Annotated in this window: 10 protein-coding genes; 3 read left to right on the top strand and 7 right to left on the bottom strand. The window is 67.2% G+C overall.

Annotated elements, in window-relative coordinates; genetic code table 11:
- Positions 1-96 precede the first annotated feature (96 nt).
- Positions 97-414 carry a LuxR C-terminal-related transcriptional regulator gene (locus JIX56_RS48140; RefSeq protein ID WP_443032077.1) on the top strand — a complete coding sequence of 106 codons (318 nt, stop codon included), beginning with the start codon at positions 97-99 and terminating at the stop codon, positions 412-414.
- Here JIX56_RS48140 and JIX56_RS33435 read toward each other — a convergent pair.
- The 6 genes from JIX56_RS33435 to JIX56_RS33410 all read right to left on the bottom strand — a co-directional run bounded on the left by JIX56_RS33435 (position 315) and on the right by JIX56_RS33410 (position 8,322).
- Positions 315-2,180, bottom strand: coding sequence for a DUF2075 domain-containing protein (locus tag JIX56_RS33435; RefSeq protein WP_257546122.1), 1,866 nt, complete (start codon positions 2,178-2,180; stop codon positions 315-317). The two genes, JIX56_RS48140 and JIX56_RS33435, sit on opposite strands and share 100 nt — an antisense overlap.
- Before the next feature lie 162 nt (positions 2,181-2,342).
- Positions 2,343-3,431, bottom strand: a complete 1,089-nt coding sequence (locus tag JIX56_RS33430; protein WP_257546120.1) for a beta family protein — start codon at positions 3,429-3,431, stop codon at positions 2,343-2,345.
- Positions 3,432-3,665: 234 nt separating this feature from the next.
- On the bottom strand, positions 3,666-5,234 hold the full coding sequence (locus tag JIX56_RS33425) for an HNH endonuclease (protein WP_257546119.1): 1,569 nt from the start codon (positions 5,232-5,234) through the stop codon (positions 3,666-3,668).
- 184 nt (positions 5,235-5,418) lie between these two features.
- Positions 5,419-6,624, bottom strand: a complete 1,206-nt coding sequence (locus JIX56_RS33420; protein WP_257546118.1) for a hypothetical protein — start codon at positions 6,622-6,624, stop codon at positions 5,419-5,421.
- Between the two features lie 11 nt (positions 6,625-6,635).
- Positions 6,636-8,057, bottom strand: coding sequence for an SAM-dependent methyltransferase (locus tag JIX56_RS33415; protein ID WP_257546117.1), 1,422 nt, complete (start codon positions 8,055-8,057; stop codon positions 6,636-6,638).
- 76 nt (positions 8,058-8,133) lie between these two features.
- A complete protein-coding gene (locus tag JIX56_RS33410) occupies positions 8,134-8,322 on the bottom strand; it encodes a hypothetical protein (protein ID WP_257546116.1) in 189 nt (62 codons plus the stop codon).
- Positions 8,323-8,667: 345 nt separating this feature from the next.
- On the opposite strand from JIX56_RS33410, the gene pglW reads away from it, so the two are divergent.
- Positions 8,668-13,359, top strand: a complete 4,692-nt coding sequence (gene pglW, locus JIX56_RS33405; protein ID WP_257546115.1) for a BREX system serine/threonine kinase PglW — start codon at positions 8,668-8,670, stop codon at positions 13,357-13,359.
- Positions 13,360-13,431: 72 nt separating this feature from the next.
- Complete coding sequence (gene pglX, locus JIX56_RS33400) at positions 13,432-17,166, top strand: BREX-2 system adenine-specific DNA-methyltransferase PglX (RefSeq protein WP_257546114.1); 3,735 nt, start codon at positions 13,432-13,434, stop codon at positions 17,164-17,166.
- Here the strand turns inward: pglX and JIX56_RS33395 are convergent, their stop codons facing one another.
- On the bottom strand, positions 17,167-17,820 hold the full coding sequence (locus JIX56_RS33395) for an ATP-binding protein (protein ID WP_257546112.1): 654 nt from the start codon (positions 17,818-17,820) through the stop codon (positions 17,167-17,169). It abuts the gene before it with no gap.
- Positions 17,821-17,938 lie beyond the last annotated feature (118 nt).

Genomic DNA, 17,938 nt, shown 5'->3' with positions numbered 1-17,938 from the left:
CAGGTCCTGCCGAGCAGCAGCTTCCGCGTGCTGATCGACTTCGAGCCGGACCTGATCACCGTGGGCGAGGCGGCTACCGGCGTCCAGGCCGTCGCCATGGCGAGCACCGAACACCCGTACCTGGTTCTTATGGATCGCGGGAGCCTGTCCAACACCGAGATCTCCGACCGCCTCCACCTCTGCCCCGAAACAGTGAAAACAACACATCGGTCGGTTACTGCCAAACTCACTGCGCACGACCACGCCCAACTCGCTCGTTACATCGAGCCTGCCGAAGCCACTCGGCGCCTCACCGCTTCGCGTGCGCAGACTCGTCAGCGCCCCGTCACGAGCGTGCGGAGCATCTCGCGTGTCTCTCTGTCTGTCGAGAAGAGCACAGTGCCCCGCATCCCTCGGGTGAGCAGGACTTTGTAGGTGTTGCGTATGAGGTAAGCAAAGTCCTTTGGCGAAGCGCCGGCAACCGCACTGTCCTTGCTGGCGTTCCTGTTGGCGATCCAGGTGCCGTCGCGCCACACCAGGTCGGGTCCGAGGATCACACCGTTCCAGTCGTACTCGAAGCCCTGGGCCGTGTAGATGCATCCGACTTGGGAGGACCCGGCCGGGTCGGTGGCCCACAGGTTCTTGGACGGGAAGCCGCCGACGGGACGATCGCCCTTGACGTTCCATGGGCGCGCCCAGCCCCATTCAGCGAGATCGACGTCGTCGACGAGTTCGATGAATTTCCGGCCGGTACCCAGCACGGGGTCGCTCCAGGGCCAGCAGAAGCCGGCGGTCATACGAGCCTGCTCGCCACCCTCTTGGCGAGAGCGAAGAACGGCTTCGAGTTCCTGCGGCGTTTCCACCACCTGGACCATGAACCGGTCATCTCCTCCCCACCGCATGGGCCCACCGGGCCGCAACCCCAGAAGGCGCAGCACCCACTCCTCGTAGGCTCGGCTCCCGCCACAACGGAACTGGGCGTCGAGACGCACGTGACGAACGGGCAGGTTCATGGCTTTGGCGGCCTCGTCGATCACCGCGACATCGCATCTCTCCCCCGGGCGTACGACCTGCTCCTGGTCAAGGAGGAAGACCGGTACGCGGGCGGCATCGAGGAGGGTTTCGACCTGACGGCGGTATCCGCGTATGTGGTTCGCGGGGCGCCGGGAGGGCTCCCGTATGCGGTGCGCTTCGTCGCAGATCAGTACGTCGATGCCGTTCTTCGGTGCCTTGGTGAAGTCATTGAAGTAGCGGAACAGGTTACGGACTCGGGCGTCGTCTCCTCCCGCGACCTCCTGCAGCGTCGTGGTGAAGGACTTGGATCCGGTGGCGTGCAGGGCGGAGAGGCCGTTCCGGTACAGCGCTCCCAGTAGTTCGAGGGCGATGACACTCTTTCCGGATCCGGGCCCGCCAATGACGACGATGACTTCCTTGACCTCGGACTGCCTGGCCTTCTTCACCGCCCGCATGACGAGGGAGTAGGCGATCTGCTGCTCGTTGAGCAGGTTGAAGTGGCCACGCTCCGCGATCTCCTCGGCGGCGACGGCCATGAGCCGCTTGCTCGGGGAGACGGCTTCCGGACGCAGGGCATCGGCCGCCTCCGCCCCGGACATGGGCGCGAGCCGCTCGGCGAGGTACATCTGGAACTTCGCTCGGCTGGAGCCCGTGAAGAGTCGCCCGTGTGCGTCGGAGTGGAGGGCGAAGAGTTGGTGGACGCCGTCGTCCGTGGCGTTGTGCAGATAGGCGGCGCCGCTGATCCGGTGCTCGTGGCCGTGCAGCGCCTCGGTGAAGTCGGCGATGTGGTCGCAGTAGCGGCGGACCTGTGCGACGGGGTGCAGACGGGCCACGTTGTCACGCATGCTCTCGATCAACACGAGGTCTTCAGTGTCGGCGATGGAACTGGCTTCGGACCACTGCTTGAGTTCGACTGCCACATACGACGGTTCCCCGGTCGCGGGGTGGACGCCGCAGAGGAGGGCGTCCACCCGGTAACTGGACAGCGGGACCGGGTATTCGGCCAGGACCTCGACGTCTCCGAGCCCGGCGTCCACGAGCGTGTCGGCGAGAACGGGAAGACTGTTCCGCCAGGATCGCTGCTCGCTCTCGCTTGTCTCGTATCCGTGCGCAACTCGGAATCGCCAGGACAACTTCTCCCCGAGTGTGCCGGCGACGGATTCCTTGACGAGGTCATGGGCGGACATACGCAGCAAAGACACTGGAGATTCCCGGCAGGATGAAGAGACCTGTGCAGGCCGGGGCGTGGCGCACATCCGTGCGAAAGCCCGGCGGGCCGCAAGAACGAGATTCACCCTAACGTGTGAAACCTCGACCTGGAGTGCGATAAACGACCTGTGGCTGACTCATCAGGCCAAGCAATGCGCGACAAAACTCAGATGCTGGATATGCCCGATCTGAATCCATTTCTCAGCGCTGCCCGCATTGCGCGGCCCGCTGCCGTACGCGCATGCGTGCAGCCAGCGCTCCGCCTCACTGACACCGGTGCCGCCGAGGCCACGGAAGCCGTCAGACTCCACGATCCAGCGGGCCATGGCGCGAGCCCGCTCGACGTGGTCCGGTCCTCTCGTGGGCGCCCTGGCGATGAGAAAGCCGTCGGGCGTCGAATAGCGCAGCAGGCCCCATCCCGGGCCCGGCTGTCTGACGGCTGGGATGTTCGCTCTGCAGGCGTGCTCCACCGAATAGTCCCCGTAGACGACGGTTCTCGGGAACTCGGGGCGGGCCTCTCGCAGCGAGCGGTGGAGTTGCCGCTCGTATAGCTCGGCAGCACGAGTGGGCTGCACGTCGAGATCTTGCATGGCGCGAGGAAACGCGCCAGCGGTAAGGACGACCCGGCGCCATGCGACGAGGGAGCCGAAGAGGTCGAGTCCCGCGAGGGCTCTCTTGCCGGATTCGACCGCGTCCGTGATCGGACCCACGTCGAGGAGGAGATCAAGTCGTGAGGGAGGCAGGCACAGCCGGTCGATCAACTGCGCGAGTTGCGCTTGCTGGCCATCGTCAGGCTGTTCATCGAGCTGGACCCGTATACCGAGGCCCAGACCACTCAGGAAGGCAAGGTCGGCGGCGTATCGCTGGTGTTCCGGCGCTCGTTCCGGGCCGGTGACGAGCCGAAGACTGCTTCTGGTCGCCAGCCGCCACAGGCTCTGTGCGGAACCGTCGACGAGGCGTTCGACATGGGTCGCGTCCAGCCAGCCGCCCAGACCATCCATGACATCGATGAGACCGTCGATGCGCGGAGTGAGCCAGCGCTCCAGTTCCGCCTCGTCCGGCTCCGGGTCGGGCACCACGGGTCGTCCTCGTGGGCGCTCGGGCCCGGTGCGCGGAACGACCGTCCAAAGAGGTGCGATCCGTCGCCTCAGATGGCGGTCGATGTGCGCGTAGGCCGTGACGGCCGCTCGCGTCATCGGCAGTACCGGTACATAGATCGGCTCGACCACCGCGGCTCCCCCGTCGATTCGGCTGCTTTGCCGTATCGCCCCTGGTCGAAGGGTGAGGGGGAGCAGTTGTGACGGAAAGAGAGCGTTTCTGGCCAGGCATGCCTATTTCGCCATGCTTGACGGAACTTTCAGCCGCAGCACCCGTCGATCCGGAACAGCGCTGGGCAGCCCCGCGGACTCTGTCTGCCCCCGGTCGGCCCGTGCGCCTGGGCCGGCCCCTCGAGTCCCGGTGGATCAGCTGCGGACGGCGCTGTAGCGGCTCCCTCCGCACAGTCCTCGGTGGTACGCGACGTACTGCTCCTCGATGTGGTGCTCCGGGTGGCGTCTCAGCGTGCTGACGGGTGACCCGTCCTTGCTCCGCCGCACGTTCCAGTCCTCATCGATGAAGATGGCCAACGTGTCGAACTGAACGTGGTGGTTGGGGCACAGGCACAGCAAGTTGGATATCTCGTCCGGCCCGTTGTGCGGATTTCCGAGCCCTTTGATGTGTGCCGCCTCGCTGTAGTGGCTGAAACGTGTCTCCAGTCGAAGCCCACATACCTGGCACTGATGCCGGTGGATCAGTTTGATCCTGTCCACCAGCCGCTGATCCCTGTCGGGGCGCGACGTGGTGACCTGGCGGCGGCCCCCGCGCCGAGCGGACCGCCCCCGGCCATGGCGGTCATCGTCTCCGTCGTCCCCTCCGCTGGCATGCGCGTACCCGCCCAGGCCGACTCGCTCCAGGAGGTCTTCCTGGTCGACGTCCTCGAGGTAGGTGGCACACAGCAGACCAATCGCCTCTGCGCGCGCGAGCGGCTGCCGCAGAAGCCGCGCTGCCTCCCGCCGGAGTCCGGCTCGGGCTCCCGATTCGACGGAGGCCGGGATCGACACCGGGTCCGAGTTCCCAGGTTCCGCGCCCTGGACTTCCCACAGCCCGCTGCCGCGCAGGTGCTGGAACGGATACTCGAGTGACATCGCGACGCCTGGGGAGCCGAACTCCTGCAAGATGGGCTCAAGATTGCGTTGATAGACATCCGAAGACGCCAGCCGATCCTGCCCTGACAACAGGCGACCGATCGCCCACAACAGCGTGAGAGATCCATGGCGGGTACGTCGTTCCGCCGGCACATCGACGTCAAGGGTTCCCAGTGCGCTCAGGAGATCTCTTCGCCCCATCCCCGCCGTGGGAGGGACGAGTCCTTCGCCGCCGGCGGGCCGCCCCACCGCGGCGGGTACCCGTCCGCCCAGCAGCTCGTCCAACAGGCCCAGGTGGCGGCGGCGCTCCGCGGCCCTCACGAGGGTAAGGCTGCGCAGCGGAGGTGTCATCGCCAGAGCGGTCAGGATGGGCTTCGCCGACACCTCGAACTCGACGACATCACCCAGAGCCATGACATGCTCCCAAGTGCTCTGCGTCTCTTCGTCGACTCCCCAGACCGCCGCTGCCAAGTCGCGGTTACGGAAGAGTCCCAGGATCCGGGCCTGGGCGACGAAGGTGTTCTCTGCGTAGAACAGGACTTCGTCGCCGACCCTCCGGTCGCGCAGTGCAACGGCCTTGGCGTTCCCTGTCTGCTGCGTGGGCGTCGAGCCCCACAGTCGGGCCACTCCGTCGGGAAAGATGCGGCTCAGTTCCTCCGCGTGGGCTCCAAGTACGTGTTCGTACTCCGAGAGCCGGATGCCTCTGCGTACCGAGTGGTCGAAGTGTTGTGGCCCGCGCATCCGGGCGCCGCCTCGGGGCTGCAGAACCCATTGGACCGAGTCGGCCCCTGCGTTCCCGGCCGAGCCCTCACTGCGCCGACCGACTTCCCCTGTGCTGATGTCGTACATCGACTGATCACCGTGACCATTCCCCATGGTGATCAGATTTTCATACTAACGGGGAGACCTGGTAAGGGTATTGGGCAACAGCCGTGCACAGAACAGGACTCGGCGGGACTTTCGCCGTCACTCTGCGCAGGTCACACTTGATGAGGCCTTGTGGACGACCACCAGTGGCTTCGAGTCAGAAGGATCAGTAGGAGGACTTCTCGGGAAAATTGCCGGACAGGAAGCTGCCGAGCAACTGGCCTCGCAGGCTGCCCAGCTTCTCGCTTTCCACCTGAGCGATACGCGACCGCTCGTGGAGGCGTTCGGCGAGCTTCGCGAAGTGCTGACGGACCTCCTGCGGAGGCCATCTGACCATGGTCGTGCCGAGTACTCGTCGACTGATTTCCCGGCCTGCGGATCCCTGTGCCGCAGCGGCCAGTTCAGCGCTGCGAAGGCGGATGTCATGCAACAACCAGTACGCGTCCGCCGTTGAGGAAGGTCTGAGTACGAGGACATTGCGGCCCGGGAGGACCGGGCCTGCGGTCATGACGGCCCGGACACCGTCCTCCCGGGAAGCCAGCAGAAGGGAATGCGGACCGTACACGGCCTCTGCCTGCTCAGGGCGGATGGGGTGCTCCGTCCCGTACAGATCAGCCGAACCGCTCTGCAGGACATCTGCGGGGGCCACGAAGGTGATGCCTTCCGACGCGGACATGTCCTGGTGATCCGGGCGTGGACGTGGCGCCGCGCCCGCCTGCATGGTCACCAGAGTGTCCAAGGGCCGTTCCGGCCAGCCCGCGCCGTGGCGTGTCTCGGCGACGAACCGTGCCCTGGCCAATGCTGTCGCGCAGTCGGAGATCCGACGGTTCGTCACAGTCTTCTCATCGAGCAGTCTCACAGCCCGCAGGAACGCCGCCCGGGGTCCGGTGGGAGGCAGGGGCACCGGCAGGTCGCGCAGCACCGCCAGACCCAGCGTCCGATGCAGCGTGGATCCTGTGGCCCGCCGCTCGCACCAGTCACGCACCTCCGGCGACCCGAGCCACACATTGAGCCATGTCGCGTCGTCGGGCTCGGCCACGCGGATGATCCCGATGGTCCTGGCCGCGTTCCAGCCGTGGAACCGGGGCGGTACGACCGCCGCGTCGCCCACGCGCCCCACCAGGACTACGACGACGTCGCCAGCCGCCAACTGGCTGCGCCTATTGGTTTCGTGGACGCGGTGGCTGATCCTCCGTGGCTCGTCCGGATGCAGGGTCCCGTCCTGGACGTCGGCGGCCCGGATCATGCCCACTCCGTCATCCACATGCTCACCGGGGCGTGTAATGCCGTATCCGACGACATGCACGGTCCGCAGGTCTCCCAGCGGTGCTACACGCCAGCCGGCGGGAAGGCGACTCAGCCGCTGTTCCAACAGCTCTGACATCACCACCCCCTCAACAGCTCACGCAGTTCGTCGTCGAGGCGACCGGAGGTCGCGAAGAGTTCGAGCAGTTCATGGGTCAGTCGGGCAGCCTCTTCCTCGGCATCGGCGGACACGGGTTCGGCGGCGGGCGCGCCCACGTGGTGTGAGGGCAGTACGTCGTGCCCCTTCGCGGCGATCTCGGCCACCGACACCGACCTGCACCAGCCGAGTTCATCCTCGTACTGCGTGTCGTGCGGTGCCCCGCGCCAGGCTGCGTAGGTCGCAGTGATGCGTTCCCTGGCCTCGTCCGGCAAGGCGCGTCGTCCTCGACCGATCGTGGCAGCGGTCTCGCGGGCGTCGATCAGCAGGATCTGTCCCGAGCGGTCGGCATGACCCCAGGTCTGATGAGGCCGCTTGCTCCTACTGAAGAGCCACAGGCTCACCGGGTTGCGGACGTGCGGGACAAGGCCGGCGGGCAACTCGACCACACAGCTGAGGAGGTCGGCCTCCACCATCTGAGCACGGATGCCGCGCTCGACCGGCTTCGCCGTGGTGGCGGCGCCCGTGGGAAGGAGGAGGGCTCCACGCCCGGCGGGGCTCAGCTTGCTCGCCACGTGCTGGGCCCAAGCGAAGTTGGCGTTGCCTGGCGGGGGCATGCCGTACGCCCAGCGGTGGTCATAGTGGGCGTAGCCACCTTCGTCCCAACCGGACTGATTGAAGGGCGGGTTGGCGACGACCACGTCGAACGTCTCGTCCCGGAACCGGTCGTCGGTCAGGGTCGACGAAGGTCCTTCAAGGCGTGCGTATGCGTCGTGCACGGTGAGGTTCATCGCCGCGACCTGCACGGCGACCCGGCTCGCGTCCTGTCCGTACAGGCCCAGTTGGCGGGTCCGGTCGCCGGTGGCTTCGACGTACTGGTGGGCCTGCAGAAGAAACCCGCCCGCCCCGCACACGGGGTCGTAGACCGACTCGCCCGTGCGGGGCTCCAGCAGACCGATCAGAAGACGGGCGATGGCCTGCGGCGTGTAGTACTCGCCGCCCTTCGCCTTCGTCTGCGTCAGCTCCAGACAGGCCTCGAAGAGCTCTGCCGTGTCGCGTGCCGCGGCCACGCAGTCGACCAGCGGAGCCAGCTCACGCCTCCCGACATCCTCTAGACCGGGCGGCCCGTCCAACCGGAAGTACTGGTGCTCCCAGTGCCCGAGGCCGCGCTGGATCTCCGCCACGAATTCGTAGGCGCCCCAGCCCCACGGGGCCTGCCGGATGCGGTCCCAGGCCTCCACGGCGCCTCTGCGGTCACCCCACTCGTCGGCACGTTCGGCGTCGGCCTCGTGGCGGAGGAGGATCAGGAGCATGAGGAGGAATAGGGCGTCCTGAGGTGCCAGCGCCCCGCGCAGGGCGTCCAGCGCCCGCTTTGGCGACAGACCGCCCGACACTCTCTCCACTCTCCACTCCCGCCTGTGCATGCATGCTGACCGGAGGCTGGACGGCCTCCGGTCCGCCCATCATGCCTGGCCCGGCTCAGTCGGGATGCACATAGGTCATGACCATGAAGGCCACGGTGAAGGCGGCCACGAACACGCCGCCGCCAGTCATCAAGGCCTGGTCCACGTTCTTCGTACGCGCCAGCCGCCAGAACGCGATCACCAGCGCGCAGATCAACCCGACCGCCACGACCAGCGCCGCCACCATCAGGCGCATCCCGCTCACGTCCACTTCCTCCTACATCGCCTCAAAACAGCCCAAAATTACGAGAGTTCGACGCCTCTCGCTCCCATACTCACCACCGTACCCCATGCAGCAGTCCGCTTGTATGACTTGCAGCAGTCCGTTTGGTTAGCCTCGGGCGTCAGTTTGCGGGACGCCCTTAATCACCTCAGCCGAGCTTTATTGCGTCGGACAGTTAATTGCGGCCTCGGCACCTCCACCCGCCCGTCCCGCGCCCTCACCCGACCCACTGCACCCCGTCCTCCCGCACCGCTACGATCTCTCCGGGGGCTTTTGCTCGCTGAGCAGCAGCAATCAGTACGGAACGACACGAAGCGGGGATGGCACATGCGGGACGGCCGGTGGACCGCGGTCACCGACTCCGAGTTCCAGCATGAACACCGGGGCCTGGAGGCCATCCGCGAGAAGCTCCCGGACAACGACCCGTGGCGGGCCTGGTCGAACTTCACGTTCACCGCGCACACCGGCCACGTCCGGGAAGTGGACCTACTGGTGATCGCCCCGGGCGGCGTCCACCTGATCGAGCTGAAGGACTGGCACGGCTCCGTCGAGTCCCGCAACGGCACCTGGCTGCAGACCCAGCCCAGCGGGCGGCAGATCCCTCACGGCAACCCGCTGCACCTGGCCAACAAGAAGGCCAAGGAACTGGCCACACTGCTCAAGCAGCACGGCGAGAAGGTGTGGGTCTCGGAAGCCGTCTGCTTCACCGACTCCTCGCTGCGCAACCGCCTGCCCGCCCACGACCGCAACGGCGTTTTCACCGTCCACCAGCTCACCGAGATGCTGAAGGAGTCGCCGAAGGACGACTACCGCCGGATCGACGCCGCGCGGTCGCGCCGGATCAAGGCGGCGCTGGAGCGCATCGGCATCGCGCGCAGCGACGCCGAGTACAAGGTCGGCCCGTATCTGCTGAGCCGGAAGGCGTTCGACTCGGGCCCGACCTGGGCCGACTACCTGGCCCAGCACAGTGAGCTGCCGGAGGCCGCCCGCGTCCGTGTCTATCTGCGCGAGCGCGGCTCCGACGCCGAGCTGCGGGCATCCGTCGAGCGTGCCGCGCGCCGCGAGGCCGCTGTGCTGCGCCACTTCCGGCACCCCGGTGTCGTCCAGCTCAAGCAGTACGACCCGTCCGGGCACTCGGCGGGCCCCGCGCTGATCTTCGACTTCGATCCGCGGACCCTGCGCCTGGACGAGTACCTGATCCAGTACGGCGAGAAGCTGGACATCCTCAGCCGGATGGCGCTGGTGCGGCAGCTCGCCGAGACGGTGCGCTCGGCGCACGGCCGACGGATCTTCCACCGCACGCTGGCGGCCCGCGCGGTCCACGTCATCCCGCGCGGCCGTACCCGCCGGGGCGACTCCGAGAGCGAGACCGGCGCCTGGTCCAGCCCGCACCTGCAGATCTCCGACTGGCAGGTCGCCGTCCAGCGCAGCTCCGAGCACGGCGTGGCCGGCAATGGCGAGCGGTTCGCCCCCACGACCTTCTCGCGCGCGGGCGCGCATCTCGCCGAGGGCGCGGACCCGTATCTGGCCCCGGAGCTGACCGCGCTCAGGCCCGACCCGGTCGCCCTGGACGTGTACGGACTCGGAGTACTCACCTATCTCCTGGCCACCGGCAGGCCCCCGGCCGCCAGCCAGGCCGAACTGGTGGCTCGCTACGAGGCGGGCGAGGGCCTGCGCCCCAGCTCCGTGGTGGACGGCCTCTCCCCCTACATCGACGAGCTGGTGCAGGCGGCCACCGCCTACGACGTCGCCGCCCGGCTGTCGTCGGTGGACGACTTCCTGGACATGCTGGAGGTCGTCGAGGCGGACCTGACCGAGCCGCCGACGCCCGAGGCCCCGCGCCCGGCCGAGCCCGAGAAGGACCCTCTGGACGCGGTCGCGGGCGATGTGCTGGCGGGCCGCTGGGAGGTCAGGCGCCGCCTCGGTACGGGCTCGACGAGTCGCGCGTTCCTGGTGCGGGACCTGACCGCCGGCCCGGATGTGCGCTTCTCCAAGTCCCTGGCGGTGCTGAAGGTCGCGACGTCGGACAGCCGCGGCGAGGTGCTGCGCCGCGAGGCCGAGATGCTGGGCCGGCTCCGCCCCGACTCCCGCGTGATCCGCCTCGTCGAGCCGGAGCCGCAGCGCATCGGCCCGCGCACGGTCCTGGTCATGGAGTACGTCGGCGACGAGCGCGAGGAGAGCGGCGAGCCGTCCGCAACGGGTGCAAAGCGTCGACGCCGGGAGGAGACGGTCGCCCGGCAGCTGCGCGAGTTCGGCCGTCTGTCCGTGGACCAGCTCGAGGCGTACGGCGACTACCTGTTCGGAGCGGTGGACTTCCTCGAGGGCGAGGGCGTGTGGCACCGCGACATCAAGCCGGACAACATCGCGATCCGCATCCGCCCGAACCGCACCCGCGAGCTGGTGCTGATCGACTTCTCGCTCGCGGGCTACCCGGTGAACGAGACCGCGGCCGGCACGGACGGCTACCTGGACCCCTTCATCGGCACGCTCACCGACCGCTCGGTCTACGACGCCCACGCCGAGCGATACGCCCTGGCCGTCACCCTGCACGAGATGGCGTCCCGCGAGCTCCCGGTGTGGGGCGACGGCAAGGTCTCGCCGCGCCAGACCGACCCGGAGAAGGAGCCGCACCCGAGGATCGCCGCCGACGCCTTCGACCCGGCGGTACGGGACGGTCTGGTCGCGTTCTTCCAGAAGGCCCTGCACCGGAACGCCTCCCAGCGCTTCCCGGATCTCAAGCCGATGCGCGACGCCTGGAAGAAGATCTTCCTCGCCATGGACGAGGCGAAGCCCTCGTCCCGGCGCCCGTCACGGCACGCGGCGCCATCCGCACAGGGCGAGGCGGCGCAGACCGCCCCCGACGCCGCCATCCCGGAGGCCGAGGAGGAGAGCGCCGAGCAGCAGCGCGAGCGGCTGGCGGAGCGCGTCGACCGGGACACCCTGATCTCGTCGTCCGGCCTGAGCCCGGCCGCGGAGTCCTTCGTGTACGGCCTCGGCGTCAACACGGTCGGCGAGTTGCTCGACTACAGCCAGCGCCAGCTCGTCAACGCCCCCGGCCTCGGTGCCAAGACCCGCAAGGAGGTCCTGAGCCGCATCAAGCAGTGGCGGCTCAAGTTCGCGGAGAGGCCCGCCGCGCCACTCACTCCCGAGGGCCGCAAGGCCGCGAAGGAGGAGTTGTCGGCCGCCGAGGCCGCGGCAGCCGACGCGGTAGCGGCCAACGGCGGCGCCGGTGCGCAGTCTCTGCCGGAGCGCGCACTGCGCGGCGTCAGCCTCGACACGCTCGCCACGGTGTTCGTACCGCCGCTGCGCAAGGACGGCTCGAACCACAACGAGTGCGAGATGGTACGGCTGCTGCTGCGCCTGCCCAACGAGCAGGGTGTACTGCCGTCGGAGGTCGGGGTCTGGCCGACGCAGACGGACGTCGCGCACGCGCTCGGGCTGTCGCGGGGCCGCATCCCCCAGATGCTGAAGAACCAGCGAACCCGCTGGAAGAAGCACCCGGCGGTACGAGCGCTTCGCGCCGAGGTCCTGGACCTGCTGCACGACCTGGGCCGAGTCGCGTCTGCCGCAGAGATCGCGGACGCGTTGACCGTGCGGCGCGGCACCCAGCTCCAGGAGCGCGAGCAGCGCCGGGCGCTGGCCTTGGCCGCCGTACGGGCCGTGGTGGAGGTGGAGCAACTCGTCCCGGACGAGGCCGAGTTCCAGCATGCCCCGAACCGCGACGCGGCCGACGAGAGCATGGGCGCGGGCTTGTTGGCGCTGGAGGTGGGCGCGGACGACGCGCCGGACACGCCGTCCGCGCCGGGTCTGCTCCACTACGCCCAGCGGCTCGGCCGTATCGCCGACGACATGTCGGAGCTCGACACCCTGCCGACCGCGGCGACCGTGGTGGCCGAGCTGGGTGCCGTACCCCCGCCGAGTGCGGCAGTGCAGTGGGACGACCGGCGCATGGTGGAGATCGCCGTGGCCGCCTCCCGCCATGCCGCCGCGACGCCCCGCCTGGAGATCTATCCGCGCAAGCTGCCGCTGGTGCGCGCGCTGCGCCTCACCCAGGCCGGCCTGGTACCGCTCATCCCGGGGATGGCGGAGGCGGAGCAGCCGGGCCTGACGGGGGAGGACGTGCACGAGCGGGTACGGGCCCGCTTCCCGGAGCTTCTGAACGAGCGGGGTGGCCATGCGCTGCCCACGGGCGGCCCGCTGACAAAGGCTCTGCGGGAGGCCGGCTTCGACCTGGTGCTGTCGACGCGCAAGAGCACGGGGACGCTGCGCTATCTGCCGAGCAGTCCGGACGGAGCGTCTGCCTATCTGTCGTCGGACGCGCGGCGACAGCCTACGGGCACCGTCTCCGCACACCGCTACTCCGACGACCCGGATCTCGCGGCGGCGGGCACGGCCGAGGACCGGTTGAAGGCCTCGGCCCGGCGGGACGGCTTCCGTGTGCTGACAGTGCCGACAGAGTGGGCACGGGATGCGATCGACGAGCTTGGGCGAGAGGACTTCGCCGGCGGGGCTGTCGTGGTGTCGGTGGCCGAGCTGTTCGTGCAGGCGCTGCACGAGTTGGTCGACCCTCGGCCCAAGCCCACCTGGGAGACCATCCTGCGTGCGGACGTGGCGAAGTCCGGTTCGCCGGGTGCGATGAAATTCGCCGAGTACGCGGGGACAGCGTGGGGTCTGGTTGAGCCTCGGATCGGGGAGCTGCTGGTGCCGGGGGGCACGGCTTCCGGGAACAGTGGCGGGGGCGGGTCGGCTGCTCCGTTGCTGCTGACGGACAGCGGGGTCTTCGCTCGGTACGACGCGATGGGCGTACTGGAGCGGTTGGCGGAGCGGTCGCGGGGTGGTGGTCGCGCGCTGTGGCTGCTGTGTCCGCAGAGCGACCCTGCCCGGCCTCCACGGTTGGGCACGGTGGCAGTGCCATACCAGTCGGGATTGGGTGAGTGGATCGTGCTGAATGAGTTCTGGGTGCAGAACGCGCACCGCGCGAAGCCGGAGAGGTCTGGGGCCGGCGGCCTACGGGGATGATGCGCTGCGCGCGTGTGCCGCATGCGGAGCCGCTCGCGTGTGGGTGGGGATGACGACAGGAGACGTGACCAAATGATCGACCGCAAGTCCAAGGCACTGCTGACGGACCTGATCAAGCAGGTCAAGGCGGTCGAGGTCGACCTGGGCCAGCAGGTACGGGACGGCGAGACCGTCCTGAAGCCGCTGCGCACGGAGTACGGCAAGCTGCAGAAGGCTGACCCCAAGGGGAGCCCTAAGTGGGAGGTCTGGCTGGAGGAACGGCTGGCCGAACTGCCGGAGGACGGCGCTAAGCGGGTGCGGGCTACCGGGAAACTGTGGGTCGAACACGAGGAAGCGTTCAGGCTCGGTCGTACTAATGACTCGTGGACCTCATGGTTGTACGGCACGCCGCAGGTCTCCGGTCGCGTCACACAGGTAGCCGTAGCGTGGGTACTGGGCACGGTGTTCGTACGGTTCTGCGAGGACAACCTGCTGATCCCAGAGCCGTACCTCACGGGCCCGGATGTCGAACGGCGGGATCTGGCGGAGGCCCGGTACAGGCAGTACGTCGAAGAGGAGCAGGACCCGACGTACCGAGGGTGGCTGGAGCGCGCGTTCGCGGAGTTGGGCTCCGGGCAGGCCGGCAACTTGCTGTTCGACAGGCGGCGCAACCCGCTGTACCAGCTCCCAGTCTCGCACGACGGGGCACGGGCGCTGGTGGAGTTCTGGCGGGAGCGGCGGGAGAGCGATGAGCTGGTCCACGACTTCACCGACCCGCTGAGCGAGGGCGGTACGGAGGGGTGGGATACGCGCTTCCTCGGTGACCTGTACCAGGATCTGTCAGAGGCGGCCCGGAAGACGTATGCGCTTCTCCAGACTCCGGAGTTCGTGGAGGAGTTCATCCTCGACCGGACTATGGATCCGGTGGTACGGGAGCTGGGCGGGCGGTTCGGCGAACTGAAGATGATCGACCCTACGTGCGGGTCGGGGCACTTCGTGCTGGGTGCGTTCCGGAGGATGGTCCGGCTTTGGTCGGAGCGGGAGCCTGAGCGGGATGTGCATGAGCGGGTACGGGATGCGCTGAACTCCGTGCATGGGGTGGACATCAATCCGTTCGCCGTGGCTATTGCGCGCTTCCGGTTGCTGGTGTCGGCGATGGCGGCGTCGGGGGTGCGAACGCTGGCGGAGGCGGGACGATACGACTGGCCGATCCATCTGGCGGTGGGCGACTCGCTGATCAAGGCTCGGCAGCTTGAACTGAGCCTGATTGACGAGGAGTCGGGGGATCCGCTGGCGGAATTTGCGTACGCCACGGAAGATGTGCACGAGCATTCGGCGATTCTGGAGCAGGGGCGCTATGACGTGGTTGTAGGGAATCCACCCTACATCACGGTTAAGGACAAGAAGCTGAACGAGTTGTATCGGCGACTTTACGCGTCCTGCTCCGGCAAGTATGCATTGTCCGTCCCCTTCGCCGAGCGGTTCTTCCAACTAGCAAAGGTGGGGGAACCTGATGGTCGCGGGTACGGCATGGTTGGCCAGATCACCGCGAACTCCTTCATGAAGCGCGAATTTGGAACGAAGCTGATTGAGGAGTATTTCGCACACAAGGTGGAACTAACTGAAGTAATTGACACCTCCGGAGCGTATATTCCGGGGCACGGAACACCGACAGTAATCCTCATCGGTCAACGGCGATCAGGCAGTGGCCGCACCCCAACCGTTCGCACGGTCCGCAGCGTCCAAGGTGAGCCCGTAGCGCCCGAGAAGGGCGAGGACGGATTGGTCTGGAACTCAATTGTCAAATATATTGACCAGCCAGGGTCCGTCAGCCAGTGGGTATCAGTGGACGACCTGGGGCGCGATCGGTACTTCAGTAAACAACCGTGGGTACTCGCCGATGGCGGCCTCGAGCTGATTGAACAACTAGTTGCCGCCTCAACGACGCCCCTATCCCACTCGGCTGATTCCATTGGGTTCGCAGCGATCACTGGAGACGACGAATACTTCGTTCTCCCACGCCCACTCGCGACATGGATTCGCGATCGTAGTGTCCCGCGGCGCTCCTTCGTCACGGGAGACCAGGTACGCGACTGGGGTTGCCATCTGGACGCTGATGCAATCTTCCCGTCGGCCGCAACAAGCGATCAACGCGCCACTCTAGAAACGCGGGTACTCTGGCCAGGGCGCCAAATCCTACGCAGCGGACTAATGTTTTCCACTACAAAGGAGCAGCGAGGGCTCCCGTGGTCAAATTATGCCTTCCATCAGGAAGGCCGACTCACTGCAAATTTCTTGATCACATTCCCATTCGTGGCCACACATAACCACTTCTCACTCGGCCGCGGCGGTAGAGTCTTTAATCGCCACGCACCAGTGATCAAATTGCAGGACGAGGCAAGCGAGGAAGAGTATCTGCGCCTACTCGGACTACTCAACAGCTCTACCGCTGGCCTCTGGTTGAAGATGGTGAGCCACAGCAAGGGAACCGAGGGGCACCAGTCAGGCATCAAGACGGAACTCTGGGAACAGTTCTTTGAGTTTACAGGAACAAAGCTTCAGCAATTCCCTATTCCCGCACGCTACCCGACCACTATCTCAACCCGCCTCGATACCCTTTCCCAGCAGCTCTCAGACTTGACCCCCACGAGCCTATTCAACCCCAACTCCACCACCCCGACAATCGACTCACTCCATGACGCCAAAGCCAAATGGCATTGCATCCGAGCGCAAATGATTGCGCTGCAAGAAGAGTTGGACTGGCAGGTCTACTCCCTCTACAATCTGCACTCCGAAGACCTCCGCGCCCCCGAGTCCGAAGTCCCTGAACTCGCCCTCGGCGAGCGGGCCTTCGAAATCGTGCTCGCTCGGCGGGTCGAGAAGGGTGAAGCCTCCGACGAGTGGTTCAAGCGGCATGGGTCCACCCGCATCACCACGCTCCCCGACCACTGGTCGGACGGGTACAAGGCCATCGTCCAGAAGCGCATCGACGTCATCGAATCGTCCCGCGCCATCGGCATGATCGAACGCCCCGAGTACAAGCGCCGTTGGGCGACAGAAGGTTGGGACGTGCTCCAGGAAAAGGCCCTTCGCTCCTGGCTGCTCGACCACGTCGAGAAGCGCGACCTCTGGTTCCAGGATGGCCAGCCGACCATCCTCACCCGTGCCCAGCTCACCTCCGCGCTCGCCCTCGACGACGACTTCGTCTCCGTCGCCGAGTTGTACGCGCCCCGCAAGGAGTTGGCGACCGTCGTCACAGATCTACTCGCCAACGAGCACGTCCCCTTCCTCGCCGCCTTGCGCTACAAGCCCACCGGCCTGAGGAAGCGCGACAGCTGGGAGCACGTTTGGGATCTCCAGCGTCGGGAAGACGCCGCCCCAGACGAGCCCGCCAAGCGGAAGATCCGTGACTCCATCCCCGTACCGCCGAAGTACACGTCGGCCGACTTCCTCAAGCCGTCCTACTGGCGCGCTCGCGGAAAGCTGGACGTGCCGAAGGAGCGGTTCATCTCCTACGCAACCGGCGTGATCTCCGGCACCCCGGACCTGTTCGGCTGGGCGGGCTGGAACCACCAGGAGCAGGCCCAGGCCCTCAGCACGTACTTCACGAACCACGACGAGTTGTCCGACGAACAGATGACCCCGCTGCTCGCCGGCCTCCTCGAACTCCAGCCCTGGCTCACCCAGTGGCACGACGAGTTCGACCCCCTGTACGGCGGGTCCCCCGCAGCCTTCTTCGCGGGCTACCGAGCAACCAGGCAGGGCGAACACGGTCTGACCGACGACGACTTGCGTGCCTGGCGTCCCGGGAAACCGACCAAGGGCTGATTACCCCGGCGTGCCCTTCCCGCCCTCCCGCGCGGAGGGCACGCCGTCGTCGCGTACGGTCAACGGTTCGGCCGCGGGTACCCGAAGCGCCGGGCCCTCGTCTAGTCCGAGCACAACGGCCAGTCCACCCGCCGCGTACGGCTCAGTGCGCACCGTACGGACAGTGCGCCATTCACCCAACACGCGCACCCGCTGCCCATGCCGCACCATCACAACCGCGACCTCCCGCCCGACGGGCTCAGCCACGATGTCAGGTGCCTTCAGCTCGGCCCACACGGTCTTCCCGATCCCGCCCGCGCGCTCGTCCACTCCCCAACGGTGAGCCAACGCCTCCACGAGCAACAGCCCGCGCCCGCCGGCCTCCTCGTCACCGGGCGCCCGCACTTCGGGCCTGCCTGAGCCCGCGTCGCTCACCTCCAGCCGCAGCAGCCCGTCCTCCAGCGATCGGGCGATCCGGACGCCCACCTGTCGGTCGCTCGGCACTCGTACACGCAGTGCGTTGGTCACCAGCTCCGAGAGCATCAACTCCGCTGCCTCCAAGATGTCTTGATCGACGCGCCATTCGCCAAGCACGGCATGCACCAGTGCCCGCGCTCTGGGGACGCTGCGGCGACAACGGGTTAACCGGAAGGTGACTTCGTTCGGTGCGGCCATGGCAGCCCCCAGAGGGTCGATGTGCGGCCGGAGCCCCATAGAGACGGCAAGTTGAGCCGTGGGACGCCGATGTCCATGGCCAGCAGGATGTATGTGCACCACCCGAATCTGCAACGTT

This window comes from Streptomyces sp. CA-210063 (genome assembly GCF_024612015.1).
Classification (GTDB): Bacteria; Actinomycetota; Actinomycetes; order Streptomycetales; family Streptomycetaceae; genus Streptomyces.
This window is presented reverse-complemented; position numbering and strand designations above follow the sequence as displayed.

Excerpts from the sequence above, each read along its gene's own strand:
- JIX56_RS48140 (WP_443032077.1), top strand. The coding sequence starts at position 97 with ATGGCGAGCACCGAACACCCGTACCTGGTTCTTATGGATCGCGGGAGC.
- JIX56_RS33435 (WP_257546122.1), bottom strand. The coding sequence starts at position 2,180 with ATGTCCGCCCATGACCTCGTCAAGGAATCCGTCGCCGGCACACTCGGG.
- JIX56_RS33425 (WP_257546119.1), bottom strand. The coding sequence starts at position 5,234 with ATGTACGACATCAGCACAGGGGAAGTCGGTCGGCGCAGTGAGGGCTCG.
- pglW (WP_257546115.1), top strand. The coding sequence starts at position 8,668 with ATGCGGGACGGCCGGTGGACCGCGGTCACCGACTCCGAGTTCCAGCAT.
- pglX (WP_257546114.1), top strand. The coding sequence starts at position 13,432 with ATGATCGACCGCAAGTCCAAGGCACTGCTGACGGACCTGATCAAGCAG.
- JIX56_RS33395 (WP_257546112.1), bottom strand. The coding sequence starts at position 17,820 with ATGGCCGCACCGAACGAAGTCACCTTCCGGTTAACCCGTTGTCGCCGC.